This window comes from Bythopirellula polymerisocia, assembly GCF_007860015.1.
Classification (GTDB): Bacteria; Planctomycetota; Planctomycetia; order Pirellulales; family Lacipirellulaceae; genus Bythopirellula; species Bythopirellula polymerisocia.
The window spans coordinates 1-25837 of sequence record NZ_SJPS01000009.1 but is presented as its reverse complement, the minus strand read 5'-3'; the positions used below and the strand labels follow the sequence as shown (position 1 = coordinate 25837).

Here is a 25837-nt window from a genome sequence, read left to right as displayed (position 1 = left end):
CTAAGTCTTTCCTTCTTTCCGACTATACCAACGCACCACTTGCGTCTTCCGCCACAGGTAGGGATTGGGTATTACCAGCACATGGACCAGTCGGGTAAAGGGAAAGAACCCGATCGTGAGAAATGCTAGGACGACATGCAACTTGACCAACCAAGGCATCGCAGCCACAAAGGTGACGTCCGGATCCAGCTTGAGAATCGACCACAGATAGGGCGACATGTTTGTTGCAAACCAGGAAGAACCCCAAGGATAGAACAGGGCGATGCTCACTCCGCTGACTGTCTGTACCAATAACATGAGAAACAACAACCAATCCGTCGGTGTGGTGACCATGCGTACCTTACTGCTACTCATTCGCCGCACGATCACTCCCACCAGACCAATCAGTGTTAGGATGCCGAATGCGAGTGCCGAGATTTCCAACACGTAGAGCCGCCAGGGTTTGCTATTCCAAGCAAGGAGCGATCGTGGAATGAGAAACGCGAGGAAATGTCCCGCCGTAACTACCAGAATCCCATAGTGGAACGGCACGACCGCCCAAAAATGGTGCTTATTTTCTAGGAACTGGCTCGAAAGGCTCGAGTAAGAAAATGACTGCACCCTGTAGCGGTAGATGGTCATCAGAAAAAAAGTAAACAGGCACACATAGGGGAGTGCTACAAACAGAAACTGATCGAAAAAGTGCTGACTCATTTCAATCTCTCATGGGGTTGCCGTTGATGGCGGCTGGTTGGCTTGCGGGGGCTGCATACTGCATCTGCAAGGGCACAAATTCGATCTCCCTGTCGCCACAGGGAGAAGTGGGCATGGGATACGAACGCAGTGGATCATTCATTCCTGGGGGACGAGGACCGTTCTGACCGGGAAAGGAATCCGTGTTCCGTAGCAACTTTTCATCGTTTTCCCCCCAGGACTCACCCTGGCCGTAATACTCCTCAAGCACCAACAACAGACAGCGAATCAGGTGGCGAAAAGGCGACTGATTCTTATCCAGCGATGCCTGCATCTTGAAGAGTGCAGGGAACACGCAAGCATGGGTAAATTGGAACGCCTCTTCATCTGGCAAGGCTGCGATGACAGCTAACACATGGGTGAGATGGTCCGGCAGGTCAGCCGATTCGGGGATCTCATACTTGGCTAGTTCGCCGCGCATCCGCACCAGAAATTGGCCCCGCATGTAGTCTTCACCGAATAGATGCCAGCCGATTTCCAACGCACAAGAAGGGTTCACATCAAATGTGCGTGTGTAAGCCTCTTCCAATTCGTGATCCACACACTGCTCAACGAATTGGCCAAATTCGGAAATCCCTTTCGCTGCCTCGGGCAACTGCGATTGCACAATGAGGTAGAGCATCTCGACCAGTTGGAGGTAGTGCTCGTCAGGGTAATTCAGCAAGCGACTGATCGTACCGAGACTGCGCACTTTTTCTGGAACCGGACTCTCCGAAGAAATTGCTTCGACAATGGGTAAGTCTGTCATTAAAGCCCCCTTTGTGGACAACCGACGAATCCAAAGCCGGTTTCGGCGCGTTGCTCGTGTGGTTCCTTGACCATTTCGATCGCCTGCTCCCGATACATGGGGGGAATAACAAACCGATCCTCGAACGTGCAGAGCGAAGTGAGCTTGTAAATTGCTTCCGCTTCCTCGATTGTGCAATTTGCCTCGCGTAAGAAGCGGTCGGCCGTAGCTCGATCGACGTCGCCAACCGTCTCGGCCCGGCGATGCCAGCGGACAGCAAGTTGCTTGCCCATCGCATAGCGTACAACTCCTTCTTGTCCACCGCCAAAGAGATTGGCAAAGTACTTCATCGGCACTCGTGCTTCGTCGATGCCGTGGAACAGACGCTGCATTTTGTGGCTAGCCAGACCATCTTCAAAGTTAGCGATCACCGGAGACATTGGTGGAACATAAAAGAGCATTGGCAAGGTGCGGTACTCAATGTGCGGCGGAAGGGCGATCTTCCAATCCATCACGAACTTGTAAACCGGAGATCGCTGGGCCGATTCGATCACTCCGTCGGGAATTCCTGCCGACTGTGCTTTGCGAATGATCTCGGGATCATGGGGATTGAGAATCAAAGAACGCTGCCCCTCGACTAACTGGTCGTCGGGTAAATTGGCTACTTCCTCCAGACGATCAGCATCGTAGAGCAACACCCCAAGATAGCGAATTCGGCCCACACACGAGTGGAAGCAAGCAGGGGCCTCGCCGACTTCAAGTCGCGGGAAACAAAGGATGCACTTTTCGCTCTTACCCGTGAACCAGTTGAAGTACGTTTTCTTATAAGGGCAAGCTGCCACGCAACTCCGCCAGGCACGACACTTCTTTTGATCGATCAGTACAATGCCATCTTCACCTCGCTTGTAGAGCGCACCAGAGGGACATGAAGCCACACAGCAAGGATTCAAGCAGTGATTGCAGATACGTGGCAGATAGAACAGCACCAATCGCTCGACCGAACTAAGTTGCAAGCGTTGTTGCTCCGAGAGTCCCTTCAGATTGGGATCGTTGGCCGCATAAATCTCTGACCCTCCTAGATCGTCGTCCCAGTTGGGGCCGGCTTCGACCTTGATGTCTTCGCCGGTAATCATGGAAATCGGCTTGGCGATCGGCTGATCAGAACCCTCTTCGGCGTTGAACAGGTTCTGGTAGTCGTAGGTCCATGGCTCGTAATAATCATCCATACTGGGCATGTACGGGTTGTGAAAAATATTGGGAATCACCCGCACCTTGCCCGTCGACTTGATGTTGATCGGCTGATCGCCATTCTTTTCCCAGCCGCCATGGTACTGTTCTTGATCTTCCCACTTAGTGGGATAACCCGTTCCCGGTTTAGTTTCGACGTTGTTCCACCACATGTAGTCCGCACCCTTGCGGTCGGTCCACACATTCTTACAAGCAATACTGCACGTGTGGCAACCGATGCACTTATCGAGGTGAAACACCATGGACACTTGGGAGCGGATATTCATGTTCGTATTTCCTTAATCCCTCTAGAAATTCACGACGGGACATTTACGGATAATAATGTGGGTGTCGCGATTACAGCCGATCGGCCCCCAATAATTGAAGTGATAAGTAAACTGCCCATAACCGCCGATCATAAAGTTGGGCTTTAATCGGGTGCGCGTCAGGCTGTTGTGTCCTCCTGCACGACGATTCTTTCTTAGTGGCGAACGAGGCACACTGTAGGTTCGTTCCGGTGAGTGGTATTGAATACAAATACCTGGCGGTATCCGCGAACTCACTGCCGCTCGTGTGACTACAACACCGTTGTCGTTGTAAACTTCCACCCAATCATTGTCGTCGACTCCCAATGCTTTCGCATCCTGGACACTTATCCAAATCGGATCGACACCGCGCGAAAGCGTGGTCATCCGTTGGTTGTCACCATAGGTTGAATGGATATGCCATTTGCCATGAGGCGTCAGATAATTGAGTGTCAGAACTTGCGATTCAGGAGGTGCTTCCCCTTCGCTGAAAGTGAGGTCGGCGTACTGAGTAGGCAACGGCTTAGGCTTGTAAGTTGGTACATGCTCGCCAAACTCGATATACACGGGATGATCGAGATAGAAATGTTGTCGGCCGGTCAAGGTCCGCCAGGGCACGTCGGTCTCGATATTGTAGGTGAAGGCCGAATAAGTGCGGCCATTTTCAATGAGTCCCGACCACATCGGGCTATTGATGAATCGCTGCGGTTGGCATTGCAGATCTTCATACGTAGCTCGCACCCCACGGTTCTTCTCCGCCAAATACACCAGGGGCAAGCCCGTCTTCTCCTCCATATTCTTGTAGGAGCGATAGGCCAATTCGCCGTTGGTTACCGTGGCAAAGTGGAGGATCGTGTTGCACACCTCGGTATCGCGGCGGAGTGATGGATAGGTCTTGCCATTCCAAGTCACCGTGGGATGTGTCGTGAGATACTCATCGTATTCTTCTTTGATTCCATAATTCGTGCCGTGGGCTCCCAATCCTCCCTCGCGGACATTCGGACCGTAAGAGATATATTGGTTGAAAAGATTCTTGTAGTCGCGGGTGACAATCTTGAAGTTAGGCATCGTCTTGCCTGGAATCGCCTCGACGCCACCGTCAATCCACTGTTTCATATCCGGCTGCGCGATCTCAGCCGGTGAATCGTGGGCCAGGGGTGCCGCCACCAAGTCCTCCACAGGCTCGGGGAAATGCTTCTCCGCGAGCGCTGAGAACTTCTGGGCAACCAGCTCAAAAATCTGCCAATCGCTTTTCGACTCCCAGCAAGGAGGCACCGCCTTGGAGAGTGGATGGATGAAGCTGTGCATATCGGTCGAGTTAAGATCTGCCTTCTCGTACCAAGTCGCGGCTGGAAGGATGATGTCTGAATAAAGCGCCGAAGTGTCCATCCGGAAGTTGAGATCTACAACCAGGTCCATCTTTCCCTGCGGCGCGTTCTCGTGCCACACGATCTCTTTGACCGAGTCGGCGGCCATGTCCTCATTGACGCAATTGTCGTGCGTACCTAGATAATGACGCAAGAAATATTCATGCCCCTTGGCACTCGCCATCAAAGCGTTGCCACGCCAGATGAACCAGACTCGCGGCCAATTCTCCTCTGCATCAGGATCCTCGACCGATAACTTCATCTCGCGGTTTTTCAGCCGGGCAGCGACCCAAGCGGCGACTTCCTCAGGCGATTTGGCGCCAGCTTTACGCGCCGCGGCGGCGACTTCCAGAGGGTTTTCGGGAAACTGAGGATAGAACGGCAACCAGCCATTTCGTACGGCACGGACCTGCATATCCATCGCATGCCCCTGAGCCATGCTGTCCTTGCTTTGTTGCTTGGGAACTGTGTGGTAGTCCGTAAAATCTTTTTCGTAGCGCCATTGGTCCGAATGGACGTAGTGCCAACTCGGTGCGTTTTGCAGACGAGGGGTCGATTGCCAATCCTTTGCTGACATAATCGACGCCCAGGATTCTGCTGGAGCCAGCTTTTCCTGTCCAACATAGTGGGCTAAGCCACCGCCATTCTTGCCAACGCAGCCGCAAAACATGAGCGCGTGAATGCCTGCGCGGTACATCAGGTTAGCGTGATACCAGTGATTCACACCGGCACCGATGATGATCGTACACTTGCCTTCGGTCAGCTCTGCTGTCTGGCCCCACTCTCGGGCGAAGCGAATCACGTCTTCTCGACCACGACCGGTGTACTTTTCCGTCCAGGCTGGAGAGAAGGGGGCATTTTCATCGTTGTAATCGGTCGGGTAATCGCCCGCCAAATCACGATTCACGCCGTATTGAGCCATCATCAGGTCATAGACGGTTGTCACCTGCACCTGCTGATTATCAGCAGTCTTGATGGTCCGTACGGGGACACCTCGTTTATACACCGACCCCATTCCAAAGTCGTCGAGTTCCACTTGCACGACGCCATCGTTCTTTGGCAAGAATGTGAGTGTTGGATGAATCTCACTCCCGTCTTTGCCATCCTTCAGCAGCAGATTCCATTTGCCTTTCACGTCTCCCCAGCGGTCGCCTGAACTTCCCATGGGCATCTTGGCAGCGTCAGTCTGCTCGTCCCACATGAGGAACTTCCACTCGCCATGTTGCTGGTCGGAATATTGTTTGAGTCGTCCTGCCCGAAGCAGTTGGCCTGGCCGCAAAACCCCGTCAGCACCCTTTTTGACCTCCACCAAGAATGGTGCGTCCGTAAACTTGCGCGTGTACTTATCAAAATAAGGGACCTGTCGCTGATGGTGAAACTCCGTCAAAAGCACATGATTGACGGCCATCCACCAGGCGCCGTCCTGGCCAGCATTGATATCGATCCATTCGTCGGCATACTTAGAAACCTGACTGAAGTCCGGCGAGAAAACCCACATCTTGGAGCCGTTGTGCCTCGCTTCGGCAGCGAAGTGGCAGTCGGGAGTGCGGGTCATGTTCAGATTCGAACCCATCACGGCCAGCAACTTGGCGTGATACCAATCAGCGCTTTCGGCTACGTCGGTCTGTTCGCCCCAGGTTTCAGGCGAAGCCGTCGGCAGGTCACAGTACCAGTCGTAAAACGATAGCGAAACACCACCCAACAACTGCAGCAGTCGTGACCCCGATGCATAACTAATCATGGACATCGCAGGAATCGGCGAGAAGCCGGCAATGCGATCGGGACCATGAGATTTGATCGTATGGATCAAAGAGGCTGCAATGATTTCCAACACGGTCTCCCAATCGGTGCGCCTCAGCCCACCTTTACCGCGCGCCCGTTGCCAACGGCGTCGCGACTCGGAATTCTCTACCATACTCTTCCAGGCATCGACCGGATCCTCGTGATCTCCCCTGGCTTCTCTCCACAAATCCAACATGGCTCCGCGAATGTACGGATACTTAACACGCAGGGGACTATAGAGATACCAGCTGTAAGAGATCCCGCGCTGACAGCCTCGCGGCTCATAGGGCGGAATACCCGATTCAAGTACTGGATAGTCCAGGCCCTGCATCTCCCAGGTGACGATCCCGTCCTTAACATGAATTTGCCAGGTACATCCGCCGGTGCAATTGACGCCATGCGTGCTTCGAACAATTTTGTCGTGTTGCCAGCGATTACGGTAGAATTCTTCCCAACTGCGACCTTTGGGATTGACTTCATCGCGGATCCAAGCGATCGCATCTAATACACTCATGATTTACCTCGAGAGGTATTTGCCTCGACTAGCGTTCTACGAACGCTGTGAAATCGACGTTTCCAGATAACATCGAAAAAGAACACTCCCATCACGGCCAGTGCCAGTCCCGAGAGCAAAAACGTTACACGATTAGTAGAAGTATTTGCGGGTCGCTCTGCAGCGGTCGATTCAAAATAGGCGACCAAAGCATGAATTTCATCCGCCGACAAGGGATGGTTCTTAAATATTGGTTGCATCGTCTCAGTACCTGGTGCCATCAACCAAGCGCTTAAAGCAACACGACCCTCTAGTCGCTCATAGACGTTGGTCAAATCTGGTCCCAGTCGGCCCCCTCCAAGTGCCGTCGTGTCATGCATACTGTGACACGAAACACACGCAGTACCCCCAGCTTCCAAACGTTGAGGCCCGAGAAATATTTCTCGCCCTCGTGTACGATCCGCATCCGTGAATGGAGCGGTAGAGACTTGCAATCCCTTGAACTGAGATTCTTCTAGCAGTGACTCCGCCTCAATCAAGTCGAGTAGTTTTTCAGCCCTTTCGGCAGTGATTCCCGGTGGCGTGGGCATTGGCACATTGCGAGATTCCTCGAAAATCTTCTTGGCATAGGCATCGCCGCTATCTATCACTCCCCGAGGATTCATCAGGAACTTCTTCAGCCACTCGCGATCCTGTCTCTCAGTGGCGCCCTTCAAGTCAGGACCAGTGAGTCGCCCGCCTCCTATGGTGTGGCAGCTAATGCAGTTCTGACGAAAGTAGTCTGGTGTGTCCTGCCCCTTGGCACCGGGGATCGCAAAAATGGAAACGAGGCAAACAACGATGTGTGCCACAAAAACCCTAGGGCAGGATTCACTGATTCCTTCCAAAGACCGTGGTACTGAGACCACGGCAACTGGCAGCCTGGGAAGTCTAAGTAAACTAAGAATGCTGTGAGGCATTTTTTTCTCGCCCTGAAAACTCCGCTCTAAAACGTCTTTCGCAATGAAAAACAAATGGTTCTGCAATTTCAAGACCATAAATCAGATATAACGATCCATAACTCCTTGTTGCAAGTCAATCTACCGGTCGCTATAACGGATGTCAAGGTCTTTATATCTTATTTTTAATTTGAGATACCAAACTTCACGCCTATGATTTCTCAAACGGTTGAATACGCCTTGCGTGCCATCGTCACGATTGCCCAACACGACGGTCTGCCTTGCACTGCCCAGCAGATCTCCAAGATCACCCAGGTGCCGGCACCTTATCTCTCGAAGTTGATGCAGGGACTAGTACGCACCGGACTTGTCAGTTCGCAAAGGGGACCGCACGGCGGGTTCATTCTGACTAGGAAACCAAACGAGTTGACCGTGTGGGAAGTGGTCGATGCAGTGGAACCTTTCCAGCGAATTCTCGAGTGCCCGCTTGGGATCAAGTCCCACGGTTCAAAACTCTGTCAGCTTCATCGACGTCTCGATCAAGCCATGGCGATGGTAGAAGAACAATTTCGTGACACAACGATAGCCGATGTCCTTGCTGAACCAGGAAGTGTCACGCCATTATGTGAAGAGACGAAGGTAATGACTATTGACATAAGTCGCGCATCACGTAACCCACAAAGCAAACAGAGCAAAAGTAAACGACCCACTAACAAATAAAAAGGATTCACGATGATGCACAATCAGCATCCGATCATCATTCAGGGGGGAATGGGAGTAGCGGTTTCGTCCTGGCTATTGGCAAAGGCCGTAGCTTTGGCTGGCCAACTGGGCGTTGTCTCGGGGACAGCTTTGGACACGGTTATGGTTCGCCGCTTGCAATTGGGCGATCCTGGCGGAGCCCTGCGACGAGCCTTTAACGAATTTCCGCTACCAGAGATCGCGCAGCGAGTGCACGATCGCTACTTCTCGCCCGGGGGAAAGGCGAAGGACATTCCATTTGTCGCCACGAAATTATTGACCGAAGCGCCGACCCAAGAACAACTTGAATTGATCGTTCTGGCAAACTTTGCCGAAGTGTTCTTGGCCAAGGAGGATCACGAGGGCTTAGTCGGAATCAATTATCTGGAGAAAATCCAACTTCCCGCGCTGCCGTCGCTATTCGGTGCAATGCTTGCAGGAGTCGATTACGTGTTGATGGGGGCGGGCATCCCGACCTCCATCCCTGGAGTCATCGACCGTCTGTGTGATGGGAAACCAGTTGAACTTGCCTTGAAAGTTGCCGGTGCTGAGCGCGATGACCACTTCTCCACGCGTTTCGATCCTGAGGCGTTTACGGGTGGCCAAGTTCCTTGGCTGCGTCGTCCCAAGTTCTTACCAATCGTGGCTTCCGCGACACTTGCTGCTATGCTGGCCCGCAAATCCAGCGGAACTGTCGATGGTTTCGTGGTCGAAGGCCCTACGGCCGGCGGGCACAATGCCCCTCCTCGCGGAAAGACGCAACTCAACGAACTCGGCGAGCCAATCTACAGCGACCGAGACGAGGTCGATATGAACGCAATGAAAGAACTCGGGCTCCCGTTCTGGCTGGCCGGCTCCTATGGTTCCCCCGAGCAGGTAGTTGCTGCGATGGAAGCGGGGGCCACTGGGGTCCAGGTGGGGACCGCTTTTGCTTTCTGCGAAGAATCGGGGATGCGAGAAGATCTTCGACGGGAAGTTGTCCAACTGAGCAAGTCCGGCAAGCTTGAGGTACGCACCGATCCGGTTGCCTCTCCGGCTGGTTTTCCGTTCAAAGTTCTTTCCCTGCTCGGAAGCGTTTCCGACTCGGCTCATTATCAACTCCGGAAACGGGTTTGCGACCTTGGCTTTCTGCGCCAGGGGTTCAAGAAAGCCGACGGCACGTTGGGATGGCGCTGCCCCGCCGAACCTGTGGCAGCTTATGTGCATAAGGACGGCATCGCGGAAGATACTATGAATCGAAAGTGTGTATGCAATGGCCTCATGGCCAATGTTGGCTTGGGACAAGTACGGGGCGCTGGCGAACACGAGTTGCCCTTGGTCACGTGTGGCGACGATGCCAGGAACCTCTCGCAATTCTTGATAGATCCTGAAGCGGTCAAGTACACCGCTCACGAAGTCGTGAATTACCTGCTCTCACTCGTGGCAATCCGCAACCCTGTAACTGCTCTAGCGAGCCATTGAAAATCTCCCGGTCTCCCATGCGAATTTATTTTCTAACTATCGTCATGCTGTTAATCAGCCCCGGAAAAACCTGGGCGCAATTGGACTTCGACTGTGAACCGATCAACTATTCTACGGCAACACCCTCCAATCCTGTTTCGCGACTACAGGAACGTCTAGACAACGGTGAGGCAGAACTCACTTTTGACAAGGACCGCGGCTATTTACCCTCCGTACTTGAGCAACTGGGTATCTCACTCTCGTCACAAATGCTTGTCTTTTCCAAGACCAGCTTTCAACTCCAGAAGATCACTCCCCGCAGACCACGGGCTGTGTATTTCGGCGACGATGCCTTCGTAGGTTGGGTTCAAGGGGGAGACATTGTCGAGATCTCCACGGCGGATCCCCAACTGGGCGCAGTATTCTACACTCTAGCGCAAGAGGTGTCGGCAACGCCCACCTTCGTGAGAGATCGTGGACAGTGTATTATCTGCCACGCTTCCTCGCGCACATCCGGCGTCCCGGGGCACTTGGTGCGATCCGTGTTCTCTGCCCCCTCGGGACAGCCCCACTACGGGGCCGGCACGTTTACAACCGACTATCGAAGCCCTTTACAGGAACGCTGGGGTGGCTGGTATGTCACCGGTACCCATGGGAAAGCGAGGCACATGGGAAACGTCGTGGCCCCCAACCGCGACGAGCCTGAAGCAATTGATGTCGAAGCAGGTGCCAATGTTACCGACATAAGCAAGCTCCTCAATACGGCACCCTACCTTGCGTCCCATAGCGACATCGTAGCACTCATGGTTTTGGAGCATCAAACTCGGATGCTCAATCTGATCACCCGCGCCAACTTTGAGACCCGTTCAGCTACCCACTACGACGGCATCATGAACGAGGCGTTGGATCGGCCGCTCAACTACCAGAGTGAGTCGACCGAGCGGAGAATCTCCGCAGCAGTAGACGAACTAGTTCAGTGTCTGTTGTTCGCCGATGAATTTCCTCTGGAAGACCCCGTTCAAGGATCTTCAACATTCGCCGAAGAGTTCGCCGCGCGCGGTACCCCTGGCTCTCGAGGACGTTCATTACGCGAACTCGACCTTTCCCAGCGGCTGATGAAATACCCCTGCAGTTACCTTATCTATTCCGATTCCTTCGAAAAGCTTCCCCCAGCGACGAAAGCTCTCGTCTATCAGCGTCTCTTTGACGTCTTGACTGGAGCTGACACGAGCGGAACATACAGCCACCTTACTCCCCACGACCAGCAAGCGATCCTCGATATCCTGCGAGATACGAAATCAGACTTGCCTCATTACTGGAAAACTGACTCATCAGTTAGAGCCATTCAATGACAGGGATCTTGAAGAACCACTCTCAACTCAATAGAAGAGAAATTACCATGCGACCCACCGAAATACTCATGCAAGAACACCGTGTGATCGAACAGGTCTTGGACTGCTTGGAGGTCATGGCCCAACGCGCTGAAGCTGGAGCATTGGACGTCGAGTCTGCTAAACAAGCGATCGACTTCTTCAGTAATTTCGCCGACAAATGTCATCATGGCAAAGAAGAGGATTGCCTGTTCCCACTCCTAGAGGAAAAAGGATTCTCGCGCGAACAAGGCCCGACGGGGGTCATGCTCCACGAACACGAAGCAGGACGCAAGCATGTCCAGGGTATGGCTACGGCAGTTTGCACTTTTGAGACTGGAGTTTCTGAGGCAAAGAAGGACTTTGTGTCCCATGCCAAGGCGTTCATCCAACTACTCAGGGAGCATATCCTCAAAGAAGACCATTGCTTGTTCCAAATGTCTGATCAGGCACTGAGTGAGGAGGATCAATTGGGCCTCTTAAAGTCATTTGCCCACGTCGAGCATGACGACCTGGGACCGGGGACGCATGAGAAGTACCTTGCAATTGCTACCGAATTGGCAAAGCGATTTAGAGTGACATGCCAAGCCTCAAACAGTGAAATGGGTATTTGTTGTAGTGAGCACCAGTAATGCACCTCATCATGAATCGTGAACAGTATCTGGCAGCTTTGGTTTTTTGCCTCAAAGTAGAAACGGCGGGGGCCATTGCGGGCGAAGTGGCCATGCTGTTGCGGGAGGATCCCGTGGAAAAACAGAAGCTCGATATCTATCGCCGCCTGGAGGCAAGTAACAAAATTCTCTGCATGAAAGCTTTAGAGCGGGAAGGGGTCGCTCGCCCGAAAGTCGAGACCTCCTTCTACCGCAACGGCATTAAGCTAGGCCAACGATGGGGGAAGGGGGACTGGAGCTCTTTTCTCGATCGCATGGAAGCAACTGTGCATCCCAATGCATTTGCCGCCTATCTGGTTGACGACAATGGCCAAGAGATCGAGCATGAATATGAAGGTGTAGATTCCCTCCTCCTGAGACACTTGGTTCGCCATGAACAGTCCCAGATGGAATTCCTCGAACGAGAGCGACAAGGTATGTGCGAATCGACCTCAGCAATGGAAGCCGTTCTCAATAGCGAACTATGCGCGGGTTTGATCGGCCCACAGGACCCTGTTGGTTGGTAATTCCCGATAACTTTTATGGTGGTTTCTCATGTCACAGCCTAATTCCAGCCATCCACTGCATCTCAAAGGTACACGTGCCCGCGTGTTGCTCACCAGTGTCTTTGGGCCTTATGCCCAAGACGATGCCTACGGCAGTCGGCTCATCAACCCGATGGAGCTCTACCACAACCAGGTAACCCGCGTGCAACAAGGCTTCTCCTTGCGTACGTTCAATCGCTCTTGGGGACTGATGTTGATCCAAGTCAACCTGCAAGCCCCCTGCACTCTGCTTGATTTCCCCACCGAAGAGCGATTCGTCGAAGAACTCAAGACGAACCAATACGACATCATTGGCATCAGCTCGATCATGACCAACCTGCTCAAGGTTCGCCGCATTTGCAAGCTGATCCGCAAGCTCCAGCCGAACGCCACGATTGTGGTCGGTGGGCACATCGCCAATCTCTCCGTGTTGCCAAAATACGCAGACGTCGATCACGTCGTCCGCGGCGATGGGGTGCGTTGGATGCGCAAGTTTCTTGGCGAAGACGAGCACCAGCCCGTGCGGCACCCCGTGGTGCGTGCCAACATCGGTTCCCGCATCATGGGAGTCAACTTGCGCAATCATCCGGGCGATGCCTGCGCGACGCTGATCCCCTCGGTCGGCTGCCCGATCGGCTGCAATTTCTGTTCGACCTCGGCCATGTTTGGCGGCAAGGGCAAGTTCATCGAGTATTATCAATCCGGCAAAGAACTCTTTGAGATCATGTCCGAGCTGGAATCTTCGCTCGGTGTGAAATCTTTCTTTGTCATGGATGAGAATTTTCTGCTGGACAGGAAACGGGCGTTAGGACTCTTGGAGTATATCGAAGAATATGAAAAACCCTGGTCCCTGTATGTCTTCAGCTCTGCCAACGTGCTGCAGAAATACACCATGGAGCAACTGGTGGCACTGGGGGTCTCCTGGGTCTGGCTGGGACTCGAGGGCAAGGGGTCGCAATATACGAAGCTCTCGGGAACCGATACCGTCCAGTTTGTGAAGAAGCTCCGCGATCACGGCATTCGTGTCCTGGGATCGAGCATCATCGGCTTGGAAGATCACTCCCCGGAGAACATCGACGAAGCTATCGAACATGCGGTGAGCCACAACACAGAGTTCCACCAGTTCATGCTTTATACACCTATTCCAGGCACCCCTCTGTTCAGCGAGCATGAAGCCAACGAATCGCTCAAGAGCCTGGGCGACGTTTCGATTGCTGACATTCATGGTCAGCATGTCTTTAATTACCATCATCCTCACATCAAGGACGGTCAGGAAACCGAGTTCTTGCTCCGCGCTTTTCGCCGCGACTTTGAAGTGAACGGACCTAGTGTGGTGCGCATTGTCCGCACCGTGCTCCGCGGATGGCAAAAGTACAAGCAGCACCCCGATCCGAGAATCCGAGCGCGGTTTGCTCATGAAGCGTCGAATTTGCCAGTCCGCTATGCGGGGGTTCTCTGGGCAACTCGCCGCCAGTATCGCGACAACCCACAGTATGTCGCCCAGATCAACGAACTTCTGGAGGAATTGTATGGCGAGTTCGGCTGGCGATCACGGTTGGCTGCTCCCATTGCCGGCCGTTACTTGTATCACAAGCTCCAAGAACAACAGAAGTTGCTCGAATCAGGCTGGACCTACGAACCTCCAACATTCTACGAAACGAATCATGCCCAAGGGCCGCCTAATTCCAAGCAGATCCAAAGCGTCTTGGCCAGCCGTGAGGTTCATTCAATCACCCCCACTCCCATGATCTCTGCGGCAGACCGTGAGTTGGCGACCCTCGCGTCTTCCCCCACCGAGTAAAATGAGTAACACACCCTCAATGAAAAAGAAATTCTACGACGAGTTCCCTTTGGTCTATTCCTGTTCGGGATGTTCGAACACCGCGCAGCTAGCCAACAGCATTTCCGTTGAATTAGACCGCGAACAGTTTGCCGAAATGTCCTGCATCGCAGGTGTAGGGGGTGGAGTTCCCTCTCTGGTAAACAAAGCCACCTCGGGGTGGCGGATTCTGGCTATCGACGGTTGCCCGTTGCATTGCGTGAAACATTGTCTTGAACAAGTTGGCGCCGAACCGACGCGGCACTACACCCTCACGGAACATGGTTTACTCAAGGTTCAGCATGGGGATTGCTCGCCAGCCGACACAATCAGGATTAAGGCAAGAATTATCCAAGATATAAGCACATTTTCTGGGGCGTCCGATATTTGAAACGTATCCACATCATTGGCGGCAAGAATCATGGAAAGACCACTCTTGTCACGGAGTTGGTTCAGGGGATGACTGCGCGAGGCATACGAGTCGGCACGATCAAACACACGCATCACCAACACGAACTCGACGTCCCTGGCAAAGACTCTCACCGACATCGCCAAGCTGGTGCAGTGGTTGTCGGAATCCTTTCACGATCCATGAATGCCGTTTTTTGGCCGCCTGAATCGATTGATGATTCCTCGCTGGACAGTCGCTACGACGTGTTTGAGTCGAACTTTGCCGACTGCCAACTCGTGCTTGTAGAAGGGGATACGCAAACGCAAGCGAGGAAGATTGAGGTTTGGCGCGAATCCTTAGGCACTGCTCCTTTGGCCCTGAAAGATCCCTCGATTCTTGCTGTCGTTAGCCACGACAAGGTTGCAAATCTCGCCGTACCAGTCTGGCCTCGGGCAGATATTTCACTGCTAGCCGACAATATTCTTGCACTCGATTCGGCAGAGTGAACACGTGGAAGTGAACCACGAAACTAGCTTAAGACTGCCGGAATGTATGCACAGTCCGGCTCCTCGGCAAAGGGATTTTCGGTCAATGCATAGGCTCTCGCCCGGCTCCCTCCACAGATGGTGCGGTATTCACATTGCCGACACTTTCCTTCGAGTCGATTCGGATTACGTAGATCTTTTAGTAAGGGAGACTCTTGATAGACCTGTACTACATCCTGCTGCGGAAACTGGCCGCAGCAGAGGGGCATAAATCCGCTGGGGTAGATCTCGCCGGTGTGTCCGACAAACAGGACTCCCTTACCGTCGTTAATCCCGGTCGCGCGAAACGGTGCCGGCACTTTCCTTTCGGACGGACTCAAGCGTTCCTGTTGCAAAGAATAACGTCGATAGTGGGGAGCCTCGGTCGTCTTAATCCGATAGGGCTGCCGATGCGATTGCGTCCACAACCGCTCAAAAGCGACTTCGCACTGTTCTGCCGAGAGTCGGCCTGAGAATGCAGCGCGCCCCACCGGAACCAAAAAAAACACCGACCACAAGACGATGTCGAACGTGGCGATCAACTTTGCCAGTTCTTCGATCTGACTAAAATTGCCTGGCGTTAGGGTCGTATTTACCTGCGTCGGCAATCCAAGCTGCTGGGCATCCTTGAGGATCTCCAGGCTCCGCGCAAAGCTGCCTGTCACACCTCGAACACTATCATGCGTCTCTGAATTAGCTCCATCGATGCTGATCGCCATGCGATGGATCCCACTGTAACGCAATCGCCTGACCGCCTCCCTGGTAACAAGCAGCGTGGCCGAGGGGGTGATCGAAGTCTCCAAACCTGCCGCCGTCGCATGTTCGATCAACTGGTAGATGTCGGTTCGGCACAGCGGGTCTCCTCCCGTTAACACGAGCATGGGGGGGTCGGGAAAATTGCTCAATTGGTCGATCAGCCGCAACGAGTCTGCGGTCGAGAGTTCGTTGGGGTCTGCTTCCAACTTGGCACATGCGCGGCAATGCGTACACACCAGACCGCACGCTTGGGTAACTTCGTAGAAGACAAGCAAAGGGCTTCGGCGAAAGTCGGTAGCCCGGAAATCGCTCCGGTTTCTTGGTCTAACCATGGAATTGCATCTTCAGTATGCGGTAATGGCAACAGAGTCCGACTGAGTTGACTAATCAAATCTAGCACCGCTATATTGTGGATGTCAAGGTCCGTTTATCCTCTTTTGTCCGGTTTGTCTCTGCTACGACAGGCTTGGAAACATCATGCCGATTGGTCCCACAACTCAGCCGAGAAACAAGGGTCGCCGCATTGCTGTGGTAGGCGGGGGAATTTCTGGACTTGCCGCGGCACGCCGCCTCCTCGACCTCGCACCCGACGTGCAAGTCATCTTGCTCGAAGCCCGTGACCGTTTGGGAGGGGTACTACGAACCGAACAGCGCGACGGGTTTCTCCTGGAGCATGGCGCAGATAACTTTATCACCACGCCCGCTTGGGCTGTGGAATTCTGCCAACGACTGGGAATGGAGGAAGATCTACTCGAGACCAACAGCGAACATCGCCGCGCGTTCGTCGTGTGCAAAGGAAAATTGCGAGCGATCCCCGCAGGCTTTGCCGTCATGGCACCCAGTAGGATCTGTCCCATTGCATCGACTCCCATCCTGAGCATGCTTGGCAAATTGCGGATGGCAGCCGAATTGTTTGTTCCTCGCCGCATTGTCGACGAGAGTGAATCCCTTGCTGGTTTTGTCCGACGACGTTTTGGCTATGAGATGTACGAGCGATTGGTACAGCCCCTTATTGCAGGCATCTACACGGGTGATCCAGAACAGCTTAGTTTAGGTGCAACCATGCCACGCTTTCGCCAGATGGAAGAGGACCACGGAAGTTTGATCCGTGCGATGTGGAAACAACAGAAGGCACAGCGAACGACTGCTCAGCAGAGCAGTGGAGCACGCTACAGCCAATTTGTTGCACCCCGTCGGGGAATGTCGGCTTTCGTGCAAGCGATCGTCGAGCGTCTCGACGAGGCAGCCGTTTTGCTAGACTCCCTCGTCGCACGAATGACGCCTACCGCCCAAGCGGGTTGGCGTTTAACGATTGGAGGAGAGTATAGCCGGAGCCTCGACGTAGATGGCGTCATCCTGGCAACACCTGCACAACATTCTTCCACCTTGCTCAAGTCGGTTGACTCGGAATCGGCCAACGCATTTGGAAAGATTCACTACGGGAGTTGCGCGATAGTTTCAATGGGCTTCCGACGTGAACAGATTGGACACGCTTTGGATGGATTCGGCTTAGTCGTGCCTGCGATCGAAGGGCGAAAAATCCTGTCCACTAGTTTCTCAAGTATCAAGTATGCTGGACGCGCTCCGGAGGGACATGTGCTGCTACGCGCATTCGTGGGAGGGGCCTGCCAGAGCGAACTCCTGAATTTAGATGGCCAGCAACTGGAAAGAATGGTGCGGGAGGAATTGGCTGATCTGCTCGCAATCCGTGGAGAACCAAGCCTCTGTCACATCGTTCGCCAGAACAATGCAATGCCTCAGTATTACGTGGGACATGAGGGGATCGTAAGGCGAATCGAGCAACGCGCCGAACTACTGCCGAATCTCGCCCTAGCCGGCAACGCACTGCATGGCATCGGTGTTCCCAACTGTATTCATACAGGAGAATTGGCGGCAGAGAGCTTGTTGGCAAAGTTGTCACAAAGTCGTCATCCCAGGGACCAGCGACAATATCCCTTTCGTTCAGCTTCAATCGGCTAGAGATGGTTTGGGAAGCGGCAGTTCGCTTGAAGTTGCTTCTTGGCAATCAACTCGGCAATCGTGGTCTGCTTCAACGCCTGCTCCACTTGCGCTGCCGCTTCATCGAGCCTCTTGTGCAGCGGGCACAGCTTGTGATGTTCTGAGAGTCCTAGGGGACAGGTCTCGATGCGTCGGAGGGGAGCGATGACCGCAACAACATCGTAGACGCTAAGCTGCTCGGGAGACCTAACGAGGCTATAGCCACCCCCCCGTCCCCTCTGGCCGTTGACGATCCCCGCCCGAACAAGTTCCTGCAACACTTTCGTGAGGTAATCGCTGGGAACCTGAGTGACCTCGGCTATGTCAAGTCGACTGATGACCTCTTCCTTGTCGGCCAGCAACACGATAGCCCGCAAAGCATATTCGGCCGTTTGAGTAATCATGTGGGCGAATCCAGAAAAAGGGAAAACACGACCTTGACATGCACTATTAGCGGTTTATCCTAACGCTCTCAATAGCACACGTGAAGGATACTCCTCCCGCTTCTTGTCAGAAAGGAAAAAAGACTCGTGCCGATGGAAGAGCATCATCATGATCTCACTGACGACGTCGGGGAGCGGCGAGGATTTCTTGGAGCGATGGCGACCGCCATGATGGCGGGCGGGCTGATCGGCGGCTATGGCACGTTTGCCACCTATGCCGGCAGATTTCTCTATCCTTCAGGCGGAGACAAGACAAGTTGGCAGTTCCTAGCCACGGTTGACCAACTGAAAATCGGCAGTTCAATTCCTTTCGAGACCCCAGTCGGGTCCAAGGTTGTCGTGGCGCGACAAAGTGAAGGAAGCACTGCCGAAGATTTCATTGCCCTTTCCAGCGTCTGCCCCCATCTGGGATGTGCTGTCCATTGGGAATCTCAGAACAATCGTTTCTTTTGCCCCTGTCACAATGGCGCCTTCGATGCCAGCGGCAAAGCGACCGAGGGACCTCCTGCAGCAGCGAATCAGTCCCTGAAACGGTTCCCATTGATGGTTGAGAATGGCCTACTCTTCATTAAAGTTCCCACTGAATCAGTCCGTGGCACACGGGAGGCATGAGATGGGTTCCTTGGACCGGTGGGTGTCAGAGCGAATTCCGATCAGCAGTGCTCAACTGCGGGAATTGACCAACGAACCCGTTCCCAATCATCTCAAACGGTGGTGGTTTTGCTTGGGGGGGACCCCCGCTTACTTGTTTGTCGTACAGATCGTCACCGGCATTCTGCTCGCTTTTTACTATCAACCTTCGACCGGCACCGCCTTCGAGTCGGTCCGCTACATCACAGAGGAAGCGACCTTCGGCTGGTACCTGCGGAGTCTGCACAAGTGGGGGGCAACGCTGATGATTGCGGCGGTCATCTTGCACCAAATGCGGGTGTACTTCACCGCGGCTTATCGCCGGCCACGTGAATTGAATTGGGTCATCGGCATGACGCTGTTGATGTGTACGCTCCTCTGCGGATTTACAGGCTACAGCTTGGTCTTTGAGCAATTGAGTTTCTGGGGTGCCACGGTTGCTGCCAATATCAGCGACGCTGTGCCGGTCGTCGGAGGATTTGCCAAGCACATGCTCCTAGGAGGGGATGAATACAACTCTCGAACCCTATCACGTTTCTACATCCTTCATGCTGCTGTATTTCCAATGACGATGATCCTGCTGATCGGCGTTCATATCGCCTTTATTCGCCTGCATGGAGTCACGGAACTCAAATTCGGCGACGAAGACCCGAACAAGCCCGACCACTTCAACTTCTTTCCTGATCACATCCTGTCGGAATTGATGATCGGCTTGGTGCTCATGATCTTGCTCAGTGCCCTGGCGACAATCCTGCCCGCCACGATGGGGCCCATGGCCGACCCCCAATTGACTCCGGAAGTGATCAAGCCGGAATGGTTTTTTTACGTCTCTTTCCGCTGGCTAAAGCTGTTTTCACTGACCTTTGCGGTACTAAGCACCGGCTTCATCGTGGCGGCGATGTTCCTCTGGCCCTGGATCGACTCATTCTTGCTGAAGCTCACCGGCAATGAGGACATCAGCGTGTATATCGGTATCGTTGCGACGTTCCTCTTGATCGGGCTGACCGTTTGGGAGGCAGCCGTCGCGCATTAGGAGAACAGCTTCTCGGCAACCCACAGACCTCACTATAAGTTAGAACAAGTTTTTATTTTTTCGAAATTTTTCATCAGGCAAGCATTCGTGTTTGCATCTGGAGTGAAGGCATGAGTTTGAAAGTCAAACAAATCATCATCGGCCTGCTGGGCTTGCTATTTCTATTGTCGTTGGTCTTTGTGCAATGGATGGAGGTCGCCCGCAAGCGGCAGGAGGCGGGGTTGGTGACGCACGCCATCTCGATCCCGGCGAAGTCCGCAGCGTGCGTAAAGTGTCATAGCGAGTCTTCGCCAGGCATAACCGACCACTGGACCGGCAGCACCCATGCCGAAAAGGGAGTAGGCTGCGTCGAGTGTCACCAAGCTCAGACGGGGGATGCCGACGCCTACACTCATTATGGCGAACTCATCGCCACCATCGTAACCCCCAAAGATTGCTCGCACTGCCACGAAGAGATTACTAAGGAATTCATGGCCAGCCATCACGCCAAGGCCGGCAATATCCTGGCATCGCTCGATAACTTTCTGGCCGAGACAGTCGAAGGAGCCCGCGTTCCCTTCAATCCTCATTCATCGACACCGGGTCGCGACTTTGACATTGTCAACGGCATGGCCAGCGTGGACACCGGTTGCAAACAGTGTCACGGCAGCGAAATCGCTCTCGAAGGCACGGATGGCAGCAGCATCACAGTCAAGGATCTCCAACCCGATAAGAACGGCAAACCGACGAATCTGCAGGCCGTTGCTTTGATCAAGAAAACCAACGATGGTCGTCCCGTGCTGCAGGCTAGCAGTTGGCCGAATACGGGCATCGGACGGCTCAACCTCGACGGCTCGCTGGGTTCATGCTCTGCCTGCCATTCCCGTCACGACTTCTCTCCCCGCCGTGCTCGGCAACCAGAGAACTGCGGCAAGTGTCATTTGGGCCCCGACCATCCCCAGAAGGAGATCTATGAGGAATCAAAGCATGGTGTTGCCTTCCGTGATCTCAGGGAAAAAATGAACCTAGATGCCGACGAATGGGTGCTCGGCAAGGATTACTCCCAAGCCCCCACCTGCGCAACCTGCCACATGTCGGGACATTCCCGCAATGGAGGCCGCATCACGCACGATCCGGGCGTGCGGATCTCTTGGACTAATCGTCCACCCGTCAGTCTTGTGATGGACACCGACATTGATGGCAAGGTTATTACCGAACAGGATCCTGACGATCGGCAGAAGCTTATCCACAGCTCCTGGCTCGACAAGCGCCTAGAAATGCAGCAGGTCTGCCTGCATTGTCATACCCAAAACTACATCGACGCCTTCTACAAGCAGTACGACGATTTCGTGGTCAACTACAACGAAAAATTTGCTAAACCAGGCAAGCAGCTCATGGCTACACTCAAGGAGCAAAATCTGCTTACACCCAAAGACTTTGATGAAGAGATCGAATGGACTTGGTTCTATTTATGGCATCACGAAGGTCGACGGGCCCGGCATGGGGCCTCGATGATGGCTCCCGATTATGCTCATTGGCATGGCATGTATGAAGTTGCGGAGCGATTCTATATGGAACTGATCCCGCAAGCCCGCGAGATCATCGAACATGCCCGAGCCGAAGGCAACGAGCAAAGCGCTATCATAGTGGAAGGAGTCGTCGAGGGTATCCTCGCCCGTCCAGAACATGAGTGGTTTGAGCAGCAGAAGAAACTGGCAGAGGCTGCTCCGGCGAATACCAGAGAACCCGTTGCCAAGGACTTGGTGGAGGCAGTGGAATCTGACTCCGATGGCAGTGCAGAAGTCAATGTCGAGTAAACCATTGAAAATAAACCTAGTGGACCTCGACTTCCACGGATCCCACGCGCGTTTCGGCGCGCGCCATAATCAAGATTGTGCGCCATTTCAGAACTAGCGGTGTTAAGTGCTCTCCTTTGCTGTCGATCAATTCGGGCACATGGACATGCATCTTTTAATAGATTGAACATGGCTGTCCCGCTCGAAATTCGTCCGTTGCCAAGCATGACGGGCCAAATCGATCATCAAGTGAATAGCAGGCGGTTAGGCCAATCGCATCGATCCGACACAGTCGCGATGGTGTCCGATTAGGCAAACTTTGCGGGTGATTCCACTTAAGGTAGTAACGCCAACCACAACTACCGATCCCATCAATACAGCTATATTACTGCGATATCGATTTGAATGGGGAACGGTTATGTCGCGTTTGTTCTATTTTCTAGGCGCAATTGCGATGCTCTTCGTAACGGATCGTGCCTCGGCGCAATCACATGTTGAATCATCGCAATACGCAAGTGAATTATTCTTAAGGCATGAACTTGAGTCCGACGGCCAACCGTTCTCAACCACAGCAGATGACCAGCTCGTCCAACAGACTGGAGCATATACGGTTGCTTGCTGGGATTGTGACGACTCGGTGGACTGCGGCGATACTGTAGGGAATAACGCTGCCAAGAAACCTAATCCTTGTGCAAATTCTCACAAAGACCTGTTCTTCAACAACGACTTCAGCTACCTGAACGATCCGTACTATCAGGGGCATTGCCTTGGAGATCGTCTGAAGCTCATGACTATCGGCGAAGACGGAAGATGGGGCACACTCGACATTGGTGGCCAACAACGACTCCGTTATCACCACGAGCGCGGCATGGGTCAGCAAGCGGGAGCTACTCGATTTGAGCCAACTACGAACGATTTTGTGCTTACTCGGACGCGGCTCTATGGCAACTGGCAGGTAAACGAATGTGTTCGTTTCTATACCGAAGGCATCTATGCCGCCGACGGGGCCAATTCCGAATACATCCCCAGGCCGATTGACCGCAACTTCGGCGATTTCCTCAATGCTTTTGTCGACCTCAAACTGCTCGAAAGCACGACCTTGAGAGTAGGTCGCCAAGAACTATTGTACGGAAATCAACGACTGATTTCTCCGCTTGATTGGGCGAATACTCGTCGCACTTTTGAAGGAGCTAAGGTCATGATCAAAACCGGAGATTGGGAGACCGATATCTTCTATACGCACTACGTGCCGGTACTTCCGAACGAGCTGGATAGAGCAGACTATGATCAACCCTTTTATGGTTGCTATCTTTCATATAGCGGATTTGAGAATTTCACGGTTCAACCCTACTACATCGGCTACGATAACAACAATCCACCGATTGTAGGATCGGGAGGACCGATCGCCGGTTCCGGCGATTTCTCCTTGCATACATTCGGTATACGCATAAATGGTGGGATCGACGATTGGCTGTTTGAAATGGAAGGTGGCCCGCAATTGGGGCGCCAGAGTGCCCTTGGAGTCAACCAAGAAGCTGGTTTCTGCACTTGTGGAATTGGCCGCAGCCTTGGCTCTCAGCTTCCCTGGTCACCGACCTTGTGGGGCTACTACGACTATGCGTCAGGCAACGCTCCCGGCGGTGATTTCAACCGCTTCAACCAGCTCTTTCCTTTGGCACACAAATACTTGGGTTTCGTCGACGCCGTCCAGAGGTCGAACATTCAGTCCCCCAATATGCTGCTAACGATGAAGCCGACAGAAAAAATCAACTTGCTTTTTTGGTATTACCATTTCATGGCTAACCAGGCCGACGACATTGTGCCTTCCATCGGTGGCACGCCACCTCAAAGCCTCACTCGTAAGGACTTCGGTGACGAATTAGACGTACTTGCAAAGTATCAATGGGGACCACGCTCTAACATAATACTCGGCTGGTCCCACTTATGGCGCGGCGACAAAATCCTGGCCCCCACCGACGCTGACTTTGTTTATTCTCAGTGGGAGTTGGATTTCTAAGCAGCAGCAAAGGGTTCTGACCTGATCGCATCGAGCGACCGTGAACCTCCTTCGGTCCGACACACCGACTTGAGTTCCAACGGTCTCGGATCCGCGTCGGTTGCATCACTTGCGCCAAGCAAAGCTTGGGAAGGGGGAATGAGATGTAAATTACACCTTTGAAACCTTTCATCGAAACCTTGCGGGTGAGAATCCCGTCCAGTAGAGCTTGACCAGCAACTGGAAGCGAGTTTTGCGTGGTGCCGGGTGACCGGTCCTGCGAAGCGTAAACAGCGAATCCGAAAGCCATGCTATTGAGCGTCGAAAGACCCAATCGTGGGAGCCTTTGCCTTTTGATGACCAAGGGCCACGTTGCTGCACTGTATGGGTCTGGTGCAAGCAGTCCTGCCGGCGTCGGTTTGGAACATGTGCAAACGGATGATTGAGGTTCCCCAGGAACTTGGGAGATCCTGTTGCTTCCTCGGCAACATCCCGGACGGAGACACCGGGTTACCAACTCCAGGCCTTGGCAGCTCGCTCGTCTGCCGGGGAGCGAAAGAGAACGAGTGCAACCGAGGTATCGCCAAGCGAAGGAAACGAAGTGCGGCGAGATGGGTAGCAGGAAGTCATAGCGTCTTGATAGTACCGTTGAAGCTGGCGAACTTCACCCTGTTGGAGCCAGTGGAGGAAAGCGAGACGTCGAATCATGGAACCGTTTTTGAGAAACACGACGAATGCCTCGAAATTCGATAGACGTGTACACGAAACAGAGACGGATAGCAGCGTTGGCGAGACGGTCTTCAGAGATGGCCTTCACTTCGCTCGCCTATCTGATGGACATCGACTGGTTAAAGGATGCGTATCGATGCACGCGTAAGGACGGTGCCGCTGGTGTCGACGGCGTGACCGCGGAACAATATGAACAGGATTTGGAGGGCAACCTTCAAAGCCTGCTCGACCGCGCGAAGTCCGGCACCTATAAAGCTCCTCCTGTGCGCCGAGTGCACATTCCGAAAGGTGGCTCCACCACGGAGACTCGTCCGCTCGGAATACCTACGCTTGAGGATAAGATTCTCCAGCGTGCGGTGGTCATGTTACTGGATCCGATCTATGAGCAGGACTTCTTGGACTGTTCCTACGGATTTCGACGTGGCCGCTCGGCACACGATGCGTTGACTTCCTTCCGCGACCAGACGATGCGCCATTGGCGAACGGGCGTGACAGTTTTGGAGGTCGATATCCGGAAGTTTTTCGATAATCTGGATCATCAACATCTCAGGCAGTTTCTCCGACAGAGGGTGCGTGATGGCGTGTTGCTGCGTCTGATCGACAAGTGGTTGAAAGCGGGCGTGATGGAAGATGGTAACGTCAGTTACCCGGACTCTGGATCGCCCCAGGGTGGTGTTGTTTCTCCCTTGATTTCGAACGTGTTCTTGCACTACGTGCTGGACCTCTGGTTCGAACAAGAAGTGAAGCCCCGCCTGCGTGGGAAGGCTTTCCTCATCCGCTATGCGGATGATTTCGTGATCGGCTTTTGCGATCCTCGCGATGCTGAACGCGTGCTGGAAGTCCTTCCGAAACGATTTGGTAGGTATGGGCTGACCGTCCACCCGACCAAGACGAAACTTATATCGTTCCGCCCTCCGTCTTCACGGACGAAGGACGACGATCGTCCTGGCACGTTTGACCTGCTTGGATTCACCCACTACTGGGCGAAATCCCTGAAGGGCTATTGGGTGGTCAAGCTCAAGACTGCCACGGATCGCTTCACCCGCGCTGTTCGTCGCATCGATCAATGGTGCCACGACAATCGACACTTGTCGCTTGCAGAGCAGCAGCACAAGCTCAACCAGAAGCTACGTGGACACTACGCGTATTACGGAGTGACAGGGAACTCGGAAGCAATGAACCGGTTTCGCCAGGAAGTCGAGAATCGATGGCGTAAGTGGCTTAATCGCCGCAACAACATCCACTCGATGCACTGGCAGAAATTCTGCGCATTGCTCCGTCGTTACCCGCTTGCTCCCGCACGCGCAGTTCGTTCGCAGCTTCGTCACGCAGCGAAACCATGATTTGAGGAACCGTATGCTCTAATGCGGGCACGTACGGGTCTGTGGGAGCCCTGGGTGAGTAATCACCCAGGGCCACCTGGTCC

The 25837-nt window shown here is 53.6% G+C and carries 22 protein-coding genes; 14 read left to right on the top strand and 8 right to left on the bottom strand.

What is annotated here, in order from left to right; genetic code table 11:
- The 5 genes from narI to Pla144_RS21310 are packed head-to-tail and all read right to left on the bottom strand — an operon-like array spanning position 1 to position 7484.
- Entirely contained in the window at positions 1 to 693 is a 693-nt protein-coding gene (gene narI / locus Pla144_RS21330) for a respiratory nitrate reductase subunit gamma (protein ID WP_146452730.1), read from the bottom strand.
- Position 694: 1 nt separating this feature from the next.
- A complete protein-coding gene (gene narJ / locus Pla144_RS21325; RefSeq protein WP_146452729.1) occupies positions 695 to 1480 on the bottom strand; it encodes a nitrate reductase molybdenum cofactor assembly chaperone in 786 nt (261 codons plus the stop codon).
- Positions 1480 to 2973, bottom strand: a complete 1494-nt coding sequence (gene narH / locus Pla144_RS21320; protein ID WP_146452728.1) for a nitrate reductase subunit beta — start codon at positions 2971 to 2973, stop codon at positions 1480 to 1482. Before narH ends, narJ begins: the two co-directional genes overlap by 1 nt.
- A gap of 21 nt (positions 2974 to 2994) precedes the next feature.
- Positions 2995 to 6654, bottom strand: a complete 3660-nt coding sequence (locus tag Pla144_RS21315; protein WP_146452727.1) for a nitrate reductase subunit alpha — start codon at positions 6652 to 6654, stop codon at positions 2995 to 2997.
- Positions 6651 to 7484, bottom strand: coding sequence for a c-type cytochrome (locus Pla144_RS21310; RefSeq protein ID WP_197530901.1), 834 nt, complete (start codon positions 7482 to 7484; stop codon positions 6651 to 6653). The genes Pla144_RS21315 and Pla144_RS21310 overlap by 4 nt, the downstream gene beginning before the upstream one ends.
- A 300-nt stretch (positions 7485 to 7784) precedes the next feature.
- Here Pla144_RS21310 and Pla144_RS21305 point away from each other — a divergent pair, with 300 nt between their 5' ends.
- From Pla144_RS21305 to mobB, 8 genes are read left to right on the top strand one after another with little or no spacing between them, the layout of a single operon-like run.
- Positions 7785 to 8291 (top strand): RrF2 family transcriptional regulator, encoded by a 507-nt coding sequence (locus tag Pla144_RS21305; RefSeq protein ID WP_146452725.1) that lies wholly within the window; start codon positions 7785 to 7787, stop codon positions 8289 to 8291.
- Between the two features lie 12 nt (positions 8292 to 8303).
- Positions 8304 to 9773, top strand: coding sequence for a nitronate monooxygenase (locus Pla144_RS21300; protein ID WP_197530900.1), 1470 nt, complete (start codon positions 8304 to 8306; stop codon positions 9771 to 9773).
- A 17-nt stretch (positions 9774 to 9790) separates the two neighbouring features.
- The gene (locus Pla144_RS21295) at positions 9791 to 11104 is read left to right on the top strand and encodes a hypothetical protein (RefSeq protein WP_146452724.1); all 1314 of its coding nucleotides are present in this window, start codon (positions 9791 to 9793) and stop codon (positions 11102 to 11104) included.
- Positions 11105 to 11151: 47 nt separating this feature from the next.
- Positions 11152 to 11754, top strand: coding sequence for a hemerythrin domain-containing protein (locus Pla144_RS21290; RefSeq protein WP_197530899.1), 603 nt, complete (start codon positions 11152 to 11154; stop codon positions 11752 to 11754).
- Positions 11754 to 12299: a hypothetical protein gene (locus Pla144_RS21285; RefSeq protein ID WP_146452722.1), complete on the top strand. Its 546-nt coding sequence runs from the start codon at positions 11754 to 11756 to the stop codon at positions 12297 to 12299. Before Pla144_RS21290 ends, Pla144_RS21285 begins: the two co-directional genes overlap by 1 nt.
- Positions 12300 to 12327: 28 nt before the next feature.
- The gene (locus Pla144_RS21280) at positions 12328 to 14118 is read left to right on the top strand and encodes a B12-binding domain-containing radical SAM protein (protein WP_146452721.1); all 1791 of its coding nucleotides are present in this window, start codon (positions 12328 to 12330) and stop codon (positions 14116 to 14118) included.
- Positions 14119 to 14137: 19 nt separating this feature from the next.
- Positions 14138 to 14527: a putative zinc-binding protein gene (locus Pla144_RS21275; protein ID WP_146452795.1), complete on the top strand. Its 390-nt coding sequence runs from the start codon at positions 14138 to 14140 to the stop codon at positions 14525 to 14527.
- A complete protein-coding gene (gene mobB / locus Pla144_RS21270) occupies positions 14524 to 15033 on the top strand; it encodes a molybdopterin-guanine dinucleotide biosynthesis protein B (RefSeq protein WP_197530898.1) in 510 nt (169 codons plus the stop codon). Before Pla144_RS21275 ends, mobB begins: the two co-directional genes overlap by 4 nt.
- Positions 15034 to 15056: 23 nt before the next feature.
- Here mobB and Pla144_RS21265 read toward each other — a convergent pair whose 3' ends face one another.
- The gene (locus Pla144_RS21265; protein WP_146452719.1) at positions 15057 to 16139 is read right to left on the bottom strand and encodes a radical SAM protein; all 1083 of its coding nucleotides are present in this window, start codon (positions 16137 to 16139) and stop codon (positions 15057 to 15059) included.
- 145 nt (positions 16140 to 16284) lie between these two features.
- On the opposite strand from Pla144_RS21265, the gene hemG reads away from it, so the two are divergent.
- Complete coding sequence (gene hemG / locus Pla144_RS21260) at positions 16285 to 17787, top strand: protoporphyrinogen oxidase (protein ID WP_146452718.1); 1503 nt, start codon at positions 16285 to 16287, stop codon at positions 17785 to 17787.
- Here the strand turns inward: hemG and Pla144_RS21255 are convergent.
- A complete protein-coding gene (locus tag Pla144_RS21255) occupies positions 17784 to 18209 on the bottom strand; it encodes an RrF2 family transcriptional regulator (RefSeq protein WP_146452717.1) in 426 nt (141 codons plus the stop codon). The two genes, hemG and Pla144_RS21255, sit on opposite strands and share 4 nt — an antisense overlap.
- A gap of 132 nt (positions 18210 to 18341) precedes the next feature.
- Between Pla144_RS21255 and Pla144_RS21250 the strand changes: the two genes are divergently transcribed.
- From Pla144_RS21250 to Pla144_RS21235, 4 genes are all read left to right on the top strand, one after another.
- Positions 18342 to 18860: a QcrA and Rieske domain-containing protein gene (locus tag Pla144_RS21250; RefSeq protein ID WP_146452716.1), complete on the top strand. Its 519-nt coding sequence runs from the start codon at positions 18342 to 18344 to the stop codon at positions 18858 to 18860.
- A 1-nt stretch (position 18861) separates the two neighbouring features.
- Positions 18862 to 19911 carry a cytochrome b gene (locus Pla144_RS21245; protein WP_197530897.1) on the top strand — a complete coding sequence of 350 codons (1050 nt, stop codon included), beginning with the start codon at positions 18862 to 18864 and terminating at the stop codon, positions 19909 to 19911.
- A gap of 110 nt (positions 19912 to 20021) precedes the next feature.
- The gene (locus tag Pla144_RS21240) at positions 20022 to 21707 is read left to right on the top strand and encodes a multiheme c-type cytochrome (protein ID WP_197530896.1); all 1686 of its coding nucleotides are present in this window, start codon (positions 20022 to 20024) and stop codon (positions 21705 to 21707) included.
- A 397-nt stretch (positions 21708 to 22104) separates the two neighbouring features.
- Positions 22105 to 23703, top strand: a complete 1599-nt coding sequence (locus tag Pla144_RS21235; protein WP_146452714.1) for an alginate export family protein — start codon at positions 22105 to 22107, stop codon at positions 23701 to 23703.
- 489 nt (positions 23704 to 24192) lie between these two features.
- Here Pla144_RS21235 and Pla144_RS21230 read toward each other — a convergent pair whose 3' ends face one another.
- Positions 24193 to 24390 (bottom strand): hypothetical protein, encoded by a 198-nt coding sequence (locus tag Pla144_RS21230; RefSeq protein ID WP_146452713.1) that lies wholly within the window; start codon positions 24388 to 24390, stop codon positions 24193 to 24195.
- 26 nt (positions 24391 to 24416) lie between these two features.
- Between Pla144_RS21230 and ltrA the strand changes: the two genes are divergently transcribed.
- Positions 24417 to 25754 (top strand): group II intron reverse transcriptase/maturase, encoded by a 1338-nt coding sequence (ltrA, locus tag Pla144_RS21225; protein ID WP_197530895.1) that lies wholly within the window; start codon positions 24417 to 24419, stop codon positions 25752 to 25754.
- Positions 25755 to 25837 lie beyond the last annotated feature (83 nt).